The organism is Stenotrophomonas sp. Steno-Z2, from assembly GCF_056393235.1.
This window is the reverse complement of the sequence record NZ_JBWJOY010000001.1, coordinates 311,914-327,608: the sequence shown is the minus strand read 5'-3', so window position 1 is coordinate 327,608 and position 15,695 is coordinate 311,914. Positions and strand designations below refer to the sequence as shown.

General features: G+C 66.2%; 14 protein-coding genes. 1 reads left to right on the top strand and 13 read right to left on the bottom strand.

Annotated features, from left to right (window positions below; all coding sequences use genetic code 11):
- Window positions 1-21: 21 nt before the first annotated feature.
- The 13 genes from AC06FP_RS01410 to AC06FP_RS01350 all read right to left on the bottom strand — a co-directional run bounded on the left by AC06FP_RS01410 (window position 22) and on the right by AC06FP_RS01350 (window position 14,267).
- Window positions 22-834, bottom strand: a complete 813-nt coding sequence (locus AC06FP_RS01410) for an abortive infection family protein (RefSeq protein WP_478074210.1) — start codon at window positions 832-834, stop codon at window positions 22-24.
- Window positions 835-1,222: 388 nt separating this feature from the next.
- Complete coding sequence (locus AC06FP_RS01405; RefSeq protein ID WP_478074209.1) at window positions 1,223-1,687, bottom strand: hypothetical protein; 465 nt, start codon at window positions 1,685-1,687, stop codon at window positions 1,223-1,225.
- Between the two features lie 514 nt (window positions 1,688-2,201).
- Entirely contained in the window at window positions 2,202-2,972 is a 771-nt protein-coding gene (locus AC06FP_RS01400; RefSeq protein WP_478074208.1) for a TIR domain-containing protein, read from the bottom strand.
- Window positions 2,973-3,270: 298 nt separating this feature from the next.
- Window positions 3,271-4,620: an NADP-specific glutamate dehydrogenase gene (gene gdhA, locus AC06FP_RS01395; protein WP_478074207.1), complete on the bottom strand. Its 1,350-nt coding sequence runs from the start codon at window positions 4,618-4,620 to the stop codon at window positions 3,271-3,273.
- Between the two features lie 75 nt (window positions 4,621-4,695).
- Window positions 4,696-5,757, bottom strand: coding sequence for a 3-isopropylmalate dehydrogenase (gene leuB, locus AC06FP_RS01390; protein ID WP_478074206.1), 1,062 nt, complete (start codon window positions 5,755-5,757; stop codon window positions 4,696-4,698).
- A 169-nt stretch (window positions 5,758-5,926) separates the two neighbouring features.
- Entirely contained in the window at window positions 5,927-6,505 is a 579-nt protein-coding gene (gene leuD, locus AC06FP_RS01385) for a 3-isopropylmalate dehydratase small subunit (RefSeq protein WP_456117008.1), read from the bottom strand.
- Between the two features lie 169 nt (window positions 6,506-6,674).
- Window positions 6,675-8,093, bottom strand: a complete 1,419-nt coding sequence (leuC, locus tag AC06FP_RS01380) for a 3-isopropylmalate dehydratase large subunit (RefSeq protein ID WP_478074205.1) — start codon at window positions 8,091-8,093, stop codon at window positions 6,675-6,677.
- 36 nt (window positions 8,094-8,129) lie between these two features.
- Entirely contained in the window at window positions 8,130-9,683 is a 1,554-nt protein-coding gene (locus tag AC06FP_RS01375) for a 2-isopropylmalate synthase (RefSeq protein ID WP_478074204.1), read from the bottom strand.
- Complete coding sequence (locus tag AC06FP_RS01370; protein ID WP_478074203.1) at window positions 9,680-10,777, bottom strand: threonine dehydratase; 1,098 nt, start codon at window positions 10,775-10,777, stop codon at window positions 9,680-9,682. Before AC06FP_RS01370 ends, AC06FP_RS01375 begins: the two co-directional genes overlap by 4 nt.
- A gap of 240 nt (window positions 10,778-11,017) precedes the next feature.
- Entirely contained in the window at window positions 11,018-11,275 is a 258-nt protein-coding gene (locus AC06FP_RS01365; RefSeq protein WP_478074202.1) for an ACT domain-containing protein, read from the bottom strand.
- Window positions 11,259-12,986, bottom strand: coding sequence for an acetolactate synthase 2 catalytic subunit (ilvG, locus tag AC06FP_RS01360; protein ID WP_478074201.1), 1,728 nt, complete (start codon window positions 12,984-12,986; stop codon window positions 11,259-11,261). The genes AC06FP_RS01365 and ilvG overlap by 17 nt, the downstream gene beginning before the upstream one ends.
- Window positions 12,987-13,023: 37 nt before the next feature.
- Window positions 13,024-13,998: a ketol-acid reductoisomerase gene (gene ilvC / locus AC06FP_RS01355; RefSeq protein WP_456117002.1), complete on the bottom strand. Its 975-nt coding sequence runs from the start codon at window positions 13,996-13,998 to the stop codon at window positions 13,024-13,026.
- Window positions 13,999-14,051: 53 nt separating this feature from the next.
- A complete protein-coding gene (locus AC06FP_RS01350) occupies window positions 14,052-14,267 on the bottom strand; it encodes a hypothetical protein (RefSeq protein WP_478074200.1) in 216 nt (71 codons plus the stop codon).
- 488 nt (window positions 14,268-14,755) lie between these two features.
- Here AC06FP_RS01350 and AC06FP_RS01345 point away from each other — a divergent pair, with 488 nt between their 5' ends.
- Window positions 14,756-15,577, top strand: coding sequence for an AfsR/SARP family transcriptional regulator (locus tag AC06FP_RS01345; protein WP_478074199.1), 822 nt, complete (start codon window positions 14,756-14,758; stop codon window positions 15,575-15,577).
- Window positions 15,578-15,695: the final 118 nt, after the last annotated feature.

The window sequence follows — 15,695 nt, the reverse complement described above, 5'->3', positions numbered from 1 at the left end:
GGCGTCGGCTTGGACGAATTGTTAGCCCCCGCCTCGACGTACTTGCCAAGTTTCCATAGCAAAGAGACAAAGAGTGTGAGCTGAGTGAACAGCCAGACGGGCGTGACGAGGGGCGACGCGATAGGATCGGCTGACATGCCCGTGGGCGCTGCCCGCATGAGTTCGGTAGGAGCCGATCCCATCAACGATGGAGCTAAGGCCAGAAAGTATCCGCTTTAGATCATCTTCCTCGACACTCTCAGGTGCTAAGCGCAGGTGCTTGGAGACGGCACCCCATAGAGGCTTGATGGTCTGATTCGCGGGCAGGTCCAAACTATTCTCAGCGATGTAGCTCTTACAGAAGGCTTCCACGATTGCACAGGCAGCCGTTACCGCTGCGGGAGGATCGGAATCAATGGTGCGGTAAGCACGCTCGAACTCTTCTTCGATCTCGCGAATCGAGATTTCCCGGAGCTTCTCAGCGAGCGACCTAGAGGGCGCCGTAACAGTTGCGCCATAGATGCGGCCGCCGAAGCCATATGTGAGGTTGTAGCGACCCAGCGCAGCCTCTAGGCGCGCCTTATCCTTCGCCTTATCTCCGCTTGCGCGAGGCATGTCGCCGTCCATGAACTCCTCTAAGACCTTCCCGAGTATCGAGAGCGTCTTGTTCGGATCGGCGCGGCCCTCCCGCATTAGCCACTCCGTGACCTTCGTTACGCAACTGCCCTCCGGCACTTCACCCGATGCGCCGGCCTCGTAGAACAAGGCCTCAATAGTCCGGTGGTGATAGTAGTAACCGCCGATCACCTCGCCGACGATGGTTGCAAGTGGTCTCGGGAATTCCTTGAGCATCATGCGAGGGGCTATCCCATGAATTAAGCTGTGCCATGAAGTGGCATCAACCTGGATGAGCTGTTAGGCACTACAGGTTCTTAGGTGTGCCAAGAGTGTTGTAGGTTGCCCAGTCTGTGACCTCAACTACGCTCAGGCCATCATCCGAATCAATGAATTGCTTGAAGTGATCGCGGAGCCCGGCGCATGTTGTATTGAATCGATGGAAGCACCAAGATGACTCAAGAACTCTAATGGATTTGAAATTAACTAGCTCATCGTAAAGTGGCTGGTAATTGCGGGTCTTGCGAAGATCGTAGTCGATAAAAAAGAGAGCCATGATCTTTTCCCTTGGGTGTTTAACGCCTGAGTGTAAGTTGCGCCGTGAAGTGGTGTCGTTTTGAACGAATTGCTAGCCTTCACTCTTTGCGATGCCTTGAATCAAACGCCGCATAGCGGAAGACGCATCCTGCATGTTGTGGAAGTGCTCCATGCTTGAACTATATTCACGATTATTCGTCTTTAGGCATCCTGAGTTTTCACATAAGGCTGCAGCTCGCGCGTACGTGTCAGGAAGTTCGGCTTTGTGTTTTTCCAAAAACGACAGAGACGCGAGCATAAAGCCGGACATCGAGCCGCTTGTCGTAAAGTCGAAGTCAGAAAGTAACTTGGCGGCTTCCCTTTCGATTTTCTGCATTTCCTTAATTTTGTGCTCTGCCTCGAGCGCCTGTTGTTGATACGAGACCATTCCGCCCGCGAGTGCGGTGATGAAAACCGCATACGCCAGGTGCACAATACGCGACTTGCATGTCGGGGCAGCGATTAGAAGCCCAATAACAGACGCAATTGATCCGGCGATTCCAAGTGCAATGATCATCGAGAAGTTCCGTTGTGGAGGCTGACGCCTGAATTAAGCTGCGCTATGAATGCAGATTCGGCTTGGATGAACTGTTAGGCGTTGGAGTGCGGAAGGTTGTAGGCGATTTACGTTGCATGTTTGGAGTCCGGCATGGTCGGGCTGGTTGATGAGTCAGTCTCGACTTGATGCGAGATTTCACCGTCAGCGACGAGCATGCTAAGTCTGACCTCGGATATGCCGTAAATGTCGCATTTGCAGGATTGCGAAAGCCATAGATCAAGCAATGATAGATTTGAGGTCACCGGGAATGCGGTGCCAATAGGATTCGGATGGATAGGGCAAGAGCTTGATCCGGGCTTCAGCTTGAAATATGGGAAGTCGAGTATTTGCCGAAATCGGATCATTCGACGCTGATCATCCATATTCGAAATTCTCCTATTTTTCTGCTCTATCCGCTAGCTCATACATTACGGCTGGCGCCTAGCGCCTGAATTAAGCCGCGCCGCGAAGCGGCGTCGGCTTGAATGAATTGTTAGGGGGCATCCTTTTTGGGCTTCGGACGCGTGATCCCGTAGTACGTTTTTAGCAACTCGTCTGGGAGGCCGTGCTCACTTCTGAAAGCAGGGTCATTTGCGAATCGTTCAAGCATCAAGCTGTGGAGGGTTTGCTCGCTGAGCGGGGTCGGGGAGTGCATGCCTGAATTGCCAAGCCGAATCGTTTGCTCTTCTAACTTTCTTATGCGACTAGAAAGAGATCTCGTGTTGTCAAGAATCTCTGAAAGCACGTCATCTTTAGCTCTCGGCTTAGTCTGAATGTTTGGCGTTGAAGTGAGAATCTCTGAGAACTCTGATTCAAACTGCGGCCAGTATGTATCAAACACCCTTCTCAGTACCTGATCATCAAGAAGTTTCGTCCCTGATGCCACGTTTAATGTTGACACTAGGTCAAGGATGCCCGCCTTATCTGGGGCCGTGTGATTGAACTGAGCAAGAGGATCGCCAATATCTTTCGGCTCAAGATCAATAAGCAGCGTGCATACACGATTTGAGTTAAGCCCCTTGGCCAGAGCTCCCGCCTCAAAAAGAATCCACGGCTTCTCTTTGTTCTCTTGAGTGAGGCAAATGATACCGACAGCAGTCTCACCCAGCTTTTGACTTATCTCGGAGAACCATAACGATCCGCGGTCTATATCCTTGGAAGACACCCATGGATTAACGTTTTGTAGGACACAGGAGAGCCACTCCCTAAGAAAGAGCGCAACTCTTTTGCTGCGCTCCCCAGACCAGCTAATAAAGACGTTCATGAAACCTCCTATGCCCCCTAACGCCTATTCCGCCGCCTGATCGCGGCATTGCCCAAGTGTCCCGCTTTCTGGTTCTAATGTGAAGATGCGTTGATGCTATAAATATCAATGACTTGGAATGGGTGGGGGTGTGGTGTGGTCCCACGGCCGACGGCTAACACCGCGCGTTTGCGGGCATACCGGTTACGCCACGACTTGCTCGGCATAACGCAAGCGCTCAAGCGCTTGAAGGGATGATTTGCTTTGACCGGGACCGGCGGTGTCCCTTCTTCCGATCAGAAGAAGGGATCAGCAACCCTCAATACAACCCCTGCGCCAACATCGCATCCGCCACCTTCACGAACCCCGCGATATTCGCGCCATCGACGTAGTTGACGCTGCCGTCCGCGCGCTTGCCATGCTGTACGCAGTTGGCGTGGATCTCCTTCATGATCACGTGCAGGCGTTCGTCCACGTCGGCGTGGCGCCAGGACAGGCGCAATGCGTTCTGGCTCATTTCCAGGCCGGAGGTGGCGACGCCGCCGGCGTTGCTGGCCTTGCCGGGGGCGTAGAGGGTGCCGGCCTGCAGGAAGACGTCCACCGCTTCCAGGGTGGAGGGCATGTTGGCGCCTTCGGCCACGCACAGGGCGCCGTTGTGCACGAGGGTACGGGCGTCGCTTTCGTCCAGTTCGTTCTGGGTGGCGCAGGGCAGGGCGATGTCGGCGGGGATGTGCCAGGGGCGGCGGCCTTCGAGGAACTCGAAGCGTTTGTCGCCGGCCAGTTCGGACAGGCGGCCGCGGCGTTCGTTCTTCAGCGCCATCACGTCCTGCATGGCCTGTTCGTCGAAGCCGTCGCGGGCGTAGAGGGTGCCGCCGGAATCGGAGAAGGTGAGGACCTTGCCGCCGAGTTCGGCGGCCTTGAGCGCGGCGAACTGCGCCACGTTGCCGGAGCCGGAGATCAGCACCCGGGCGCCATGGGTTTCGCGGCGGGCGTGGTGCAGCATCTGTTCGACGAAGTAGACGGTGCCGTAGCCGGTGGCTTCCGGGCGCATCAGGCTGCCGCCGTAGGCCAGGCCCTTGCCGGTGAACACGCAGGCGGCGTTGTTGCTGAGTTTCTTCATCATGCCGGCCATGAAGCCGACCTCGCGCGCGCCCACGCCGATGTCGCCGGCCGGCACGTCGGTGTCCGGGCCGAGGTGGCGGTACAGCTCCAGCATCAGCGCCTGGCAGAAGCGCATCACCTCGCCTTCGCTCTTGCCCTTGGGGTCGAAGTCGGAGCCGCCCTTGCCGCCGCCCATGGGCAGGGTGGTCAGGGCGTTCTTGAAGGTCTGCTCGAAGGCCAGGAACTTCAGGATCGACAGGTTCACCGAGGGGTGGAAGCGCATGCCGCCCTTGAACGGGCCGATGGCCGAACTGTGCTGCACGCGGAAGGCGCGGTTGACGTGGGTGCGGCCGCTGTCGTCGGCCCAGGCCACGCGGAACTGGATGACCCGTTCTGGCTCGACCAGCCGCTCCAGTAGGCCATGCCGCGCATACTGCGGGTGCTGCTGCAGGAACGGCCAGAGACTGTGGGTGACTTCCTTGACCGCCTGCAGGAACTCGGGCTGGTCAGGGTCGCGGCGGGCGACATGGGCCAGGAAGGCGTCGGGACTGCGGTGGTTCAAGGGCATTCCTCCTGAAGGTGGGGAAGGGACAGCAACAGGACAGCCGGAACGAAAACGCGGCCCGTAGGCCGCGTCGTGGAGTCATTGCAGGCGGGCGAGTACCGCCTGCGCCGCCTGGGATGTGGAAAGCGCTCGTCCCTGCGCGGCAAGGTCGGCGGTGAACAGGCCATCGTCCAGCGCGGCGGCCACCGCCTGCTCGACGGCCGCGGCTTCGGCCTCCAGCCCCAGCGAGTGGCGCAGCAGCATGGCCGCGCTGAGGATGGTGGCATAGGGGTTGGCGATGCCCTTGCCGGCGATGTCCGGCGCCGAGCCGTGGATGGGTTCAAAGATGCCGACCTTGCCCTGTTCGCCCAGCGAGGCCGACGGCAGCAGGCCCAGCGAGCCGGCCAGCATCGAGGCCTCGTCGGTGAGGATGTCGCCGAACATGTTCTCGGTGACGATCACGTCGTAGGCGCGCGGCTTGGCGATCAGGTGCATGGCCATGGAATCGACCAGCTGGTGTTCCAGTTCCACGTCCGGGAATTCCTCGCGGCCGATGCGCGCGGCCACGTCGCGCCACAGCCGCGAGGTCTCCAGCACGTTGGCCTTGTCCACCGAGGTCAGTTTGCCGCGGCGCTGCTGCGCCAGGCGGAAGGCGCTGCGCAGCACGCGCTCGATCTCGGCCACGGTGTAGCGGCACAGGTCGCTGGCGCTGTCGGCATCGCGGGTCTTGTCGCCGAAGTAGATGCCGCCAGTGAGCTCGCGCACGACCACGAAGTCCACGTCGGTGAGCAGCTCGGCCTTGATCGGCGAGGCGTGCAGCGCGGCCGGGTGAGTGCGCACCGGGCGCAGGTTGGCGAACAGGCCCAGCGCCTTGCGGATGGCCAGCAGGCCCTGTTCCGGGCGCACCTTGGCGTTGGGGTCAGACCACTTGGGCCCGCCGACGGCGCCGAGCAGCACGGCGTCGGCTTTGCTGCAGGCCTCCAGCGTGGCGGCCGGCAGCGGCTCGCCGTGCCTGTCGATGGCGATGCCGCCGATGTCGTGCTCGGCGAAAGTGAAGTCATGGCCGAAGCGCGCGGCGATGGCCTTGAGCACGTCCACCGCGGCGACGGTGATCTCGGGGCCGATGCCGTCACCCGGCAGTACGACGATGTTGGCTTGCATGGGGTTTCCGGTTGTTTTGTTTTTTGTCATTTAGCCCCTCTCCCTCCGGGAGAGGGGTTGGGGTGAGGGTACGGGCGAAGCCCTTGCGTTGTTTGGGTGCAAGAGGCTTCGCCCGTACCCTCATCCGGCGCTGCGCGCCACCTTCTCCCGGAGGGAGAAGGCAAAAGCGTCACGCTGCCTGTTGGCTCTCGTAGCGTTCGATCTCCGGCACCCGCCCCAGCAGCCAGCCCAGCTGGTCCACGCCTTCCAGCAGGCAGGTCTGCGAGAAGCCGTCCAGCGGGAAGGCATAGACCTTGCCGGCCGGGGTGCGTAGTTCGCGCGCGGCGACGTCGATGGTCAGTTCGTCGTCCGGGCGCTGCATCAGTTCCTGCACGTCGGCTTCGTCCAGCACGATCGGCAGCAGGCCGTTCTTCAGCGCGTTGCCGCGGAAGATGTCGGCGATCTCGCTGCTCACGATGGCCCGCAGGCCCAGGTCGGTCAGCGCCCACGGCGCATGCTCGCGCGAGGAGCCGCAGCCGAAGTTGCGGCCGGCCAGCAGGATGCTGCGGCCCGCGTTCTGCGGCTGGTTGAAGGCGAACTCCGGGTTCGGCGAACCGTCGGCCTGCCAGCGCCAGTCGTTGAAGGCGTTCCTGCCCAGCCCCGCGCGTTCGGTGGTGGACAGGAACCGCGCCGGGATGATCTGGTCGGTGTCGATGTTGGTCTGGCGCAGCACCACGCTGCGCGAAACGAGTTGGGTGAAAGCGGCCATCAATGCAGTTCCTGGGCGTTGCCCTTCTCCGCGCGGGAGAAGGTGGCGCATGGCGCCGGATGAGGGTGCGGTTGCGTGGTTGGCGGGACGATCGGAGAGGGGGCGCGAGTGGCGGCCCTCATCCGCCCCTTCGGGGCACCTTCTCCCGCAGGGAGAAGGAAGCGGGCCATCACGCCACCTCCTGGTTGAACAGCTCGCGCGGGTCGGCGACCTTGCCGTTCACCGCGGCCCACGCCGCGCTCAGCGGCGAGGCCAGCAGGGTGCGCGAACCCGGGCCCTGGCGGCCCTCGAAATTGCGGTTGCTGGTGCTCACCGCCAGCTGGCCCGGCGCGACCAGGTCGCCGTTCATGGCGATGCACATCGAGCAGCCGGGTTCGCGCCATTCGGCGCCGGCGGCGCGCACGATCTCGTGGATGCCTTCGGCCTCGGCATCGCGCTTGACGATCTCCGAGCCCGGCACCACCAGCATGCGCACGCCGGCGGCGACGCGGCGGCCGCGCAGCACCTGCGCCACTTCGCGCATGTCGCTCAGGCGGCCGTTGGTGCAGGAGCCGACGAACACCACGTCCACCGGCGTGCCGGCCAGCGCGTGGCCGGCTTCGAACTTCATGTAGTCCAAGCCCTTCTGCGCGGCGGCGTCGTTGGCGGCCGGGATCGGCGCGTCCACGGCGATGGCCGTGCCCGGGTGCGTGCCCCAGGTCAGGGTGGGGCGGATGTCGGCGGCGTCGATGCGCACTTCGACATCGAAGCGCGCGCCCTCGTCGCTGCGCAGCGTCTTCCAGTAAGCGACGGCGGTGTCGAAGTCGGCGCCCCTGGGGCCGCGCGGGGTTTTCGCCACCCAGTCGAAAGTGAGCTGGTCCGGCGCCACCATGCCGGCGCGGGCGCCGGCCTCGATGGACATGTTGCACAGGGTCATGCGCTGTTCCATGTCCATCGCGCGGATCGCCGAGCCGCGGTATTCGATGACGTGGCCGGTGCCGCCGTTGACGCCGATCACGCCGATGATGTGCAGCACCACGTCCTTGGCGCCGACGCCGGGCGCCAGTTCGCCGTCGACGGTGATGGCCATGGTTCTGGCCTTGCGCTGCAGCAGGCACTGCGTGGCCAGCACGTGGCCCACTTCGCTGGTGCCGATGCCGAAGGCCAGCGCGCCGAACGCGCCGTGGGTGGAGGTGTGGCTGTCGCCGCAGACGATGGTCATGCCCGGCTGGGTAAAGCCCTGTTCCGGCGCGATGACGTGCACGATGCCGCGGTTGCTCGAGGCCATGTCGAACAGTTCGATGCCGTACTCGGCGCAGTTTTTCGCCAGCATCTCCACCTGCGCTTCGGATGCCTTGCTCGCGTAGGGCAGTTTGCCGTCGGCGCCGGCCGGCAGGGTCGGCGTGGAGTGGTCCATCGTCGCCTTGGTGCGCTCCGGGCGGCGCGGCTTCAGGCCGCGCTCGCGCAGTTCGGTGAAGGCCTGCGGCGAGGTGACTTCGTGGATCAGGTGCAGGTCGATGTACAGCACGGCCGGCGCGCTGTCGCTTTCGGGGACGACGACGTGCGCGTCCCACAGCTTGTCATACAGGGTCTTGGGTGCGGAGCTCATTGCGTCTTGTTCCGTTGCCTGGTGGGGCCGTCGCGCTCAGGCGCTGACGGCTTCCTGGGTCTTGCTGCCTTCGCGCTGGCGCAGCAGGCGGTTGGTGACGTCCAGCCAGGCCAGCGCGCTGGCCTCGATGATGTCACGGCTGGTGCCGGTGCCCTCGTAGATGTTGCCCTCGTGGCGCACGCCCAGGTTGGCCTCGCCGCGCGCGTCGGCGCCGATGCCGACGCTGTGCACGTGGTAGCTGTCCAGGGTCAGCTGCACGCCGGTGGCGGCCGACAGCGCCGAGAACAGCGCGTCCACCGGGCCGTCGCCCTGCGCGGTCTCGGCCACGCGGTTGCCGTCCGGGTCGGACAGTTCGACCAGCGCGTTGGCGCGGCTGCCGACGTCGCTGATGGTCATCGATGCCAGGCGGTAGCCGTCGCCGCCGGAGTTGCCCTGCATCAGGGTCTGCAGGTCGGCGTCGGTGACCACGCGCTGCTGCTCGCACAGCGCCTTGAACTGGTCGAACACCAGCTTCAGCTCTTCTTCCTCCAGCCAGTAGCCCAGCGCGCGCAGGCGCGCCTCGACCGCGGCGCGGCCGCTGTGGCGGCCCAGCACCATCTGCGAGGACTCCCAGCCCACGTCTTCCGGGCGCATGATTTCGTAGGTGTTGCGGTTGCGCAGCATGCCGTGCTGGTGGATGCCCGATTCGTGCGCGAAGGCGTTGGCGCCGACGATGGCCTTGTTGCGCTGGACCGGCATGCCCACCAGGCGCTGCAGCAGCTGCGAGGTCGGCACGATGCGGCGGGTGTCGAAGCCCGTGTCGAAGTTGTAGAAGGCGTTGCGCACCTTCAGCACCATGGCGATCTCTTCCAGCGCGCAGTTGCCGGCGCGCTCGCCGATGCCGTTGATGGACCCTTCCACCTGGCGCGCGCCGCCCTCGATGGCGGCCAGCGAGTTGGCCACGGCCAGGCCGAGGTCGTTGTGGCAGTGCGCACTGAAGACGACCTTGTCGGCGCCGGCGGCGTTGCCGATGACGTGCTTGAACATCGCGCGGATCTCGTCCGGCGTGGTGAAGCCGACGGTATCGGGCAGGTTGATGGTGCGCGCGCCGGCGGCGATGGCCACCTGCGCCACCTCGGTCAGGAACTCCAGCTCGGTGCGGGTGGCGTCCTCGGCCGAGAACTCGACGTCGTCGACGTAACCGCGCGCCATCGTCACGTGCTTGTGCACCGATTCCAGCACCTGCTCCTTGCTCATGCGCAGCTTGTGCTCGCGGTGCAGCGGGCTGGTGGACAGGAACAGGTGCAGGCGCGGGCGCGCCGCTGCTTCCAGCGCCTTGACCGAGGTCTCGATGTCGGCGGCCAGGCAGCGCGACAGCACCGCCAGCACCGGCTCGCGGACCTCGCGGCCGATCAGCGCCATGGCCTCGCGGTCGGATTGGGAACTTGCCGGGAAACCGGTTTCGATCACGTCCATGCCCAGCTCGGCCAGGGCGCGCGCCATCACCAGCTTCTGCGGTGGGGTCATGCTGCAGCCCGGTGACTGTTCGCCATCGCGCAGGGTCGTGTCGAAGATGGTAATTCGGGGGGTGTTGATGGTTGGAGTAGTCACCAGAGGGTCTCCTCGACAGCGGGTGCGATGATGTTGGGGTGTTCGTTTCGGGTGGGCCGCGGCGCGTTGGGGGCGACGCGGCTTCTAAGTCGTTCGGCGTTGCGCCGTCGCGGCTTGCGCGGCGGGCTGGGGCGCACTTCGGACAGCAGCGTGGACAGCACGGTGGCGTCGATGTTGCCGCCAGAGACCACCGCGCACTTGCGCTTGCCGGCCACGCGGCGGCCGGCGGCCAGCGCCAGCGCGCCGGCGCCCTCGGCGATGACGTGTTCTTCCAGCGCCAGCCGCACCAGGGTTTCGCGCAGTTCGGCCTCGCGCACGATGACCACGTCGTCGAGCAGGCTGGCGCACAGGCGGCGGGTGAGGAAGCCGGGGATCTTGACCTTGACGCCGTCGGCCAGCGTGGCCACCGGCGCGATCTCGCGCACGTCGCCCTTGATCGCGCGCGCCATCGAGTCCACGCCTTCGACCTGCGCGCCGACGATGCGCACGCCCTGCGATTTCAGCGCCAGCGCCACGCCCGAGGCCAGGCCACCGCCGCCGATCGGCACGATCACCACGTCCGGCGCGTGCGGGGCGATCTCGATGCCCAGCGTGCCCTGGCCGGCGATCACGTCCGGGTCGTCGAACGCGGACAGGAAGCGGTAGCCGTTCTGCTCGGCCAGTTCGCGGGCGAAGGCGTAGGCCTCGTCGTAGCCGTTGCCGTGCTGGCGCACGGTGGCGCCCCAGTGCTGCACGCCGGCGATCTTGGTGGCCGGCGCGCCGTGCGGCATCACCGTGATGGCCTGCACGCCCAGGCGGAAGGCGGCCCAGGCCACGCCCTGGGCGTGGTTGCCGGCCGAGGCGCAGATGACCGGGCGTTCGTCGCCGCGCTCCAGCGCGGCCAGCATCGCGTTCAGCGCGCCGCGTACCTTGTAGGAGCCGGTGCGCTGCAGGTTCTCGAGCTTGAGCCAGGTGCCGAAGCGCTCGGCGTAGTGCAGCGGGGTGGGCGGCAGGAAGCGGCGCAGGCGCGCCTGCGCGGCCAATACGTCGGCGACGCTGACGGTTACGTCGCCGGCGCTGTCGGCTTCTGCGGTGGCGCGGCCGCGGTCAGGCATGGAGCGGCCGGGAATAGGGAACGGGGAATAGGGAATGGAGGGGCGTCGTGTGGCGTTGAAGAAGACGCCTCCGCAGCAGGGAGGTGGAAGCCCCTCTCCCTGCGGGAGAGGGGTTGGGGTGAGGGGGGATGGAGTACGTATGGTTCAGACGCACTGACTCCGTTTGCCCCTCATCCGGCGCTGCGCGCCACCTTCTCCCGATGGGAGAAGGGAACAGCGGCGTTACGGCTACGTCCGGGTTCATGCCGCTACCCCGGCCGGGTCCAGCGGCACGATCCGCACCGACTCGCAGTCGTAGACCTTCTCCAGCTGCCGGCACAGGGTTTCCGGCGGGCGCTCGCCGCTGACTTCCAGCTGCACGTGCCAGCGGCCGGCGTCGGCGGCCTGGCGGCTGCCGGCGATGTTGCGGGGGGAGAAGCCCCGGCGTTCGACCATGCCCAGCACGCGCAGCAGCGCGCCTTCGGCGGGCGTCAGCACCAGGTCAAGCCGGTATTGCATTGGAACTCTCCTGAGTGGCCCGGGCATGGGCGGGGTTGCCGTCCAGCATGGTGCTGTTGGCGTTGTTCGGCGGCACCAGCGGCCACACGTTGGCGCGTGCGTCGATGGCCACGTGCAGCAGCGCCGGGCCGGGGGTGTCGAGCAGCGCGGCCAGCGCGTCCTCGACGTCGGCGCGCTGGGTGATGCGCGTGGCCGGGATGCCGAACACCTGCGCCAGCGCGGCGAAATCCGGGTTGTCGGACAGGTCGATCTCGCTGTAGCGCTCGGCGAAGAACAGCTCCTGCCACTGGCGGACCATGCCCAGCGAGGCGTTGTCCAGCAGCACGATCTTCACCGGCAGGCGGCAGCGGGCGATGGTGGCCAGCTCCTGCACGTTCATCATGAAACTGCCGTCGCCGGAGACCAGCACCACGGTGCGGTCCGGGCAGGCGAACTGCGCGCCCATCGCCGCCGGCAGGCCGAAGCCCATGGTGCCCAGCGCGCCGGAGGTCAGGTGGTTGCGCGGGTGGTTGAAGCGGCAGTGCTGGGCCACCCACATCTGGTGCTGGCCGACGTCGCAGGCGATGACGGTGTCCGGCGGCGCGATCTCGCTCAGCCGCTTGAGCAGCGCCGGCGCGTAGATGTCCTGGCCGGGCGCGTCGTAGCGCGCGGCGAACTTCTCGCGGTTGGCGGCGCAGCGCGCGCGCCAGGCATTGCAGTTGCCGCGCAGCCCGGACAGCGCGCGCAGGCCGGCCCTGAGGTCGCCGGGCACGCCGATGTCGGCGCCGCGCAGCTTGTCGATCTCGTAGGCGTCGCCATCGAGGTGGATGACGCGCGCGAACGGCGCGAACTCGGCCAGCTTGCCGGTGGCGCGGTCGTCGAAGCGCGCGCCGACCACGATCAGCAGGTCCGATTCCTGCACCGCCATGTTGGCGGCGCGGGTGCCGTGCATACCCAGCATGCCCAGGTACTGCGGATGGTTGGCCGGCAGCGCGCCCAGCCCGCGCAGGGTCAGCACGGTGGGAATGCCGGAGGCTTCGACGAAGCGGCGGAACTCCTCCACCGCGCCGGCCAGGGCGATGCCGCCGCCGCCGTAGATCACCGGCTTCTCGGCGGCGGCGATCATCTCCACCGCCGCGGCCAGGCGCTGCGCGTCCGGCGCCGGCAGCGGGTCGACCGAGGCCGGCACGTGGTCGGGCAGGTGCGAGGCGTCGGCCAGCTGCACGTCCTTGGGCAGGTCGATCAGCACCGGCCCGGGGCGGCCCTCGCGGGCGACGCGGAACGCCTCGGCCACCACCTGCGGCAGGTCGTCGACGCGGCGCACCAGCCAGCTGTGCTTGACGATGGGCAGGGTCATGCCGAACACGTCCAGCTCCTGGAAGGCATCGGTGCCCAGCAGCGGCGTGCCGACCTGTCCGGTCAGGCACACCATCGGCACCGAGTCGAGCATCGCATCGGCGATGCCGGTGACCAGGTTGGACGCGCCGGGGCCGGAAGTGGCCACGCATACGCCGACCTTGCCGCTGGCGCGGGCGTAACCGTTGGCGGCCAGCGCCGCGCCCTGCTCGTGGCGCACCAGGATGTGCTTGAGGGTGGAATCCACCAATGCGTCGTAGAACGGCATGATGGTGCCGCCCGGGTAGCCGAACAGCGTCTGCACGCCTTCGGCCTCCAGGGCCTGCGTCAACCAGCGTGCGCCGTTGCGTGGCGCGCCGTGGGTGGGAGTGTTCATGCAGCGACCTTTGCCTTTGCGGGTGGGGGACCGCGGGTTACGCGCTCTGCGCCTGCAGCCAGACCATCTTGGCGCGCAGTTCCTTGCCGACCTTCTCGATCGGGTGCTCCAGGTCGGCCTGCTTGAACCGCTTGTAGTTCGGCAGGCCGGCTTCGTACTCGGCCACCCAGTTCTTGGTGAAGGTGCCGTTCTGGATATCGGTCAGCACGTCCTTCATGCGCGCCTTGGTGCCGGCGTCGATCACCCGCGGGCCGCTGACGTAGTCGCCGTACTGCGCGGTCTCGGAGACGAACTCGAGCATGCGGGTGATACCGCCTTCGTAGAACAGGTCCACGATCAGCTTCAGCTCGTGCAGCACTTCGTAGTAGGCGATCTCCGGCTGGTAGCCGGCTTCCACCAGGGTCTCGAAGCCGGCCTGCACCAGCGCCGAGGCGCCGCCGCACAGCACCGCCTGCTCGCCGAACAGGTCGGTCTCGGTTTCTTCCTTGAAGGTGGTGCGGATCAGGTTGGCGCGGGCGCCGCCCAGGCCGGCGGCGTAGGCCAGCGCGAACTGTTCGGCTTTGCCGCTCCTGTCCTGGTAGACCGCCCAGATGCACGGCACGCCGCGGCCGATTTCATATTCGCGGCGCACCAGCGCGCCCGGGCCCTTGGGCGCGACCAGCACCACGTCCAGGTCATCGCGCGGGGCGATCATGCCGTAGTGCACGTTCAGGCCGTGGGCGAACAGCAGGCAGGCGCCCTGTTTCATGTTCGGCGCCAGCACGTCCTCGTAGAGCTTCTTCTGCACCATGTCCGGGGTCAGCACGGCGACCAGGTCGGCGTCCTTGACCGCCTCGGCCGGCGCCTTGACCACGAAGCCGTCGGCCTGCGCCTTGGCTTCGGTCGGGCCGCCGGCACGCAGGCCGACGGTCACCTCGAAGCCGGACTCGCGCAGGTTGAGCGCATGGGCGCGGCCCTGGCTGCCGTAACCGATGACGGCGATCTTGATCTGGGGCAGTTCGTTGGAGCTCATGGGACTGGATTCCTTGCGGTGATGAGGGAGCGGAAAAGAAAACGGCCGTCGCGTCAGGACGCGGCGGCCGCCGGGGGAGGAAGGAGCGCCATGCACGCCGCGGCGGTGCGCATGGCATCGCGGGCGGTGTGTTTGTGCGTGGCGGTATCGGTGGCGAACATGGTTTCAGTTGAAATGGATGCTGGAAACGAAAAACCCCGCACCGGGGCCGGTGCGGGGTCTTTGATCGAATCTGGCTTTTTTCTGCTACGCGCCAGCTCGTCCCGCACCTGTGGGTTCGGTAATAAGCACGAGTACGAGCAGCGACGCCGCGGCGCAGGCCGGGGTGCGGGTCGGGTGGGCGGTGGTGTGGCGTTGCAGCATGCGGTCGAGATAACCACGGCGCTTTCGGCGTTGTCAAGCGCGGTGGCCGCCCGCCGACACGCGCCGGGCCACGATCGCCGGAAACGGTTGCCGCTGCGGCATGGTTGCCGTTGAAAGTGCTTCGGCGGCGCTGCGGCGTGGTGCCGCAGGCGGCCTGCGTGCGCGGATTCCGGGCCCTGCCTGCCGGTCCGGCGAGCGGCGGGTGCGGCGGCAGGAAAGAAATTGCAAGCCAGTGATAGGAACCGGGCGCTTTTCGCGGTTTGGTGGATAAGGCCCGCGAAAACAGCGGGCCGCCGATTCGAACACCGGGGATCCACATGAACCGTTTTCTCGCCTGCCATATGGGGAATGGAAGCCTGTGCAGACCGTCCGACTTCGCCGCGGGGGCGAGGCCATGAGCGCGTGGCCCGGCGATGCACCGCCGCTGATCCGCCTGCTCGGGGACTGCCGCATCGGCAGCGCCGGGCGGCTGCTTTACCGCAAGGGCTGGGCGCTGCTGGCGTACCTGGCGATCGAACGCCCGCGCGTCCACCGCCGCAGCCGGATCGCGGCGATGCTGTGGCCCGACCTGCCGCATGCGGCCGCGCTGACCAACCTGCGCCAGGTGCTGGCCGACCTGAACCGCGCCATCGTCGCGGCGGCGGGCGAGGGCGTGCTGCTGATCGACCGCGAGACCGTGCGCCTGTGCCCGCATGCCTCGCAGGGCCTGTTCGACATCGACCTGCTGGAGCCGGGCACGCCGGTTGCCGCGATGCGGCCGCAGGCATGGCTGGAGGATGCCGGCGAACTGCTCGAGGGCGTGGTGCTGGAGCAGTGCGACGAATTCAACGAGTGGCTGCCGGGGGCCCGGACCTGGACGATGCAGCGCCTGCTCAAGGCGCTGGAGCGGGCGCGCGAGGCGGCCGCCGCCGATGGCAGCCTGGACGTGGCGGTGAACCTGGCGCGCCGCCAGGTGATGCTCGATCCCTGGGACGAAGCGCAGCAGCGCAGCCTCATGCGCCTGTACGCGCGCCGCGGCGAGCCGGACCTGGCGCTGGACTGCTACCGGGTGCTGGAGCGCGGGCTGGAGCAGGAACTGGCGGTGGAGCCGCAGATGGCGACGCGCACCCTGGCCATGGAGATCGCGCAGCGGCACGCACACGCCGCGCCGCTGCGCGGCTATGGCCGCACGCGTCCGCTGCACGTGGCGGCGCAGGGCCGGGCGCTGCGCGCCTGAAACCCGGCCGTCGGGCTCCTGCCGGCGCATGGCGCGCCGGTGTACCCGGCCGGCCGTGCCGATCGTCCACGCACGCTGAAGCCGCCATCGCGGGCCGATGGCGGCTTCTTCGTTCCGG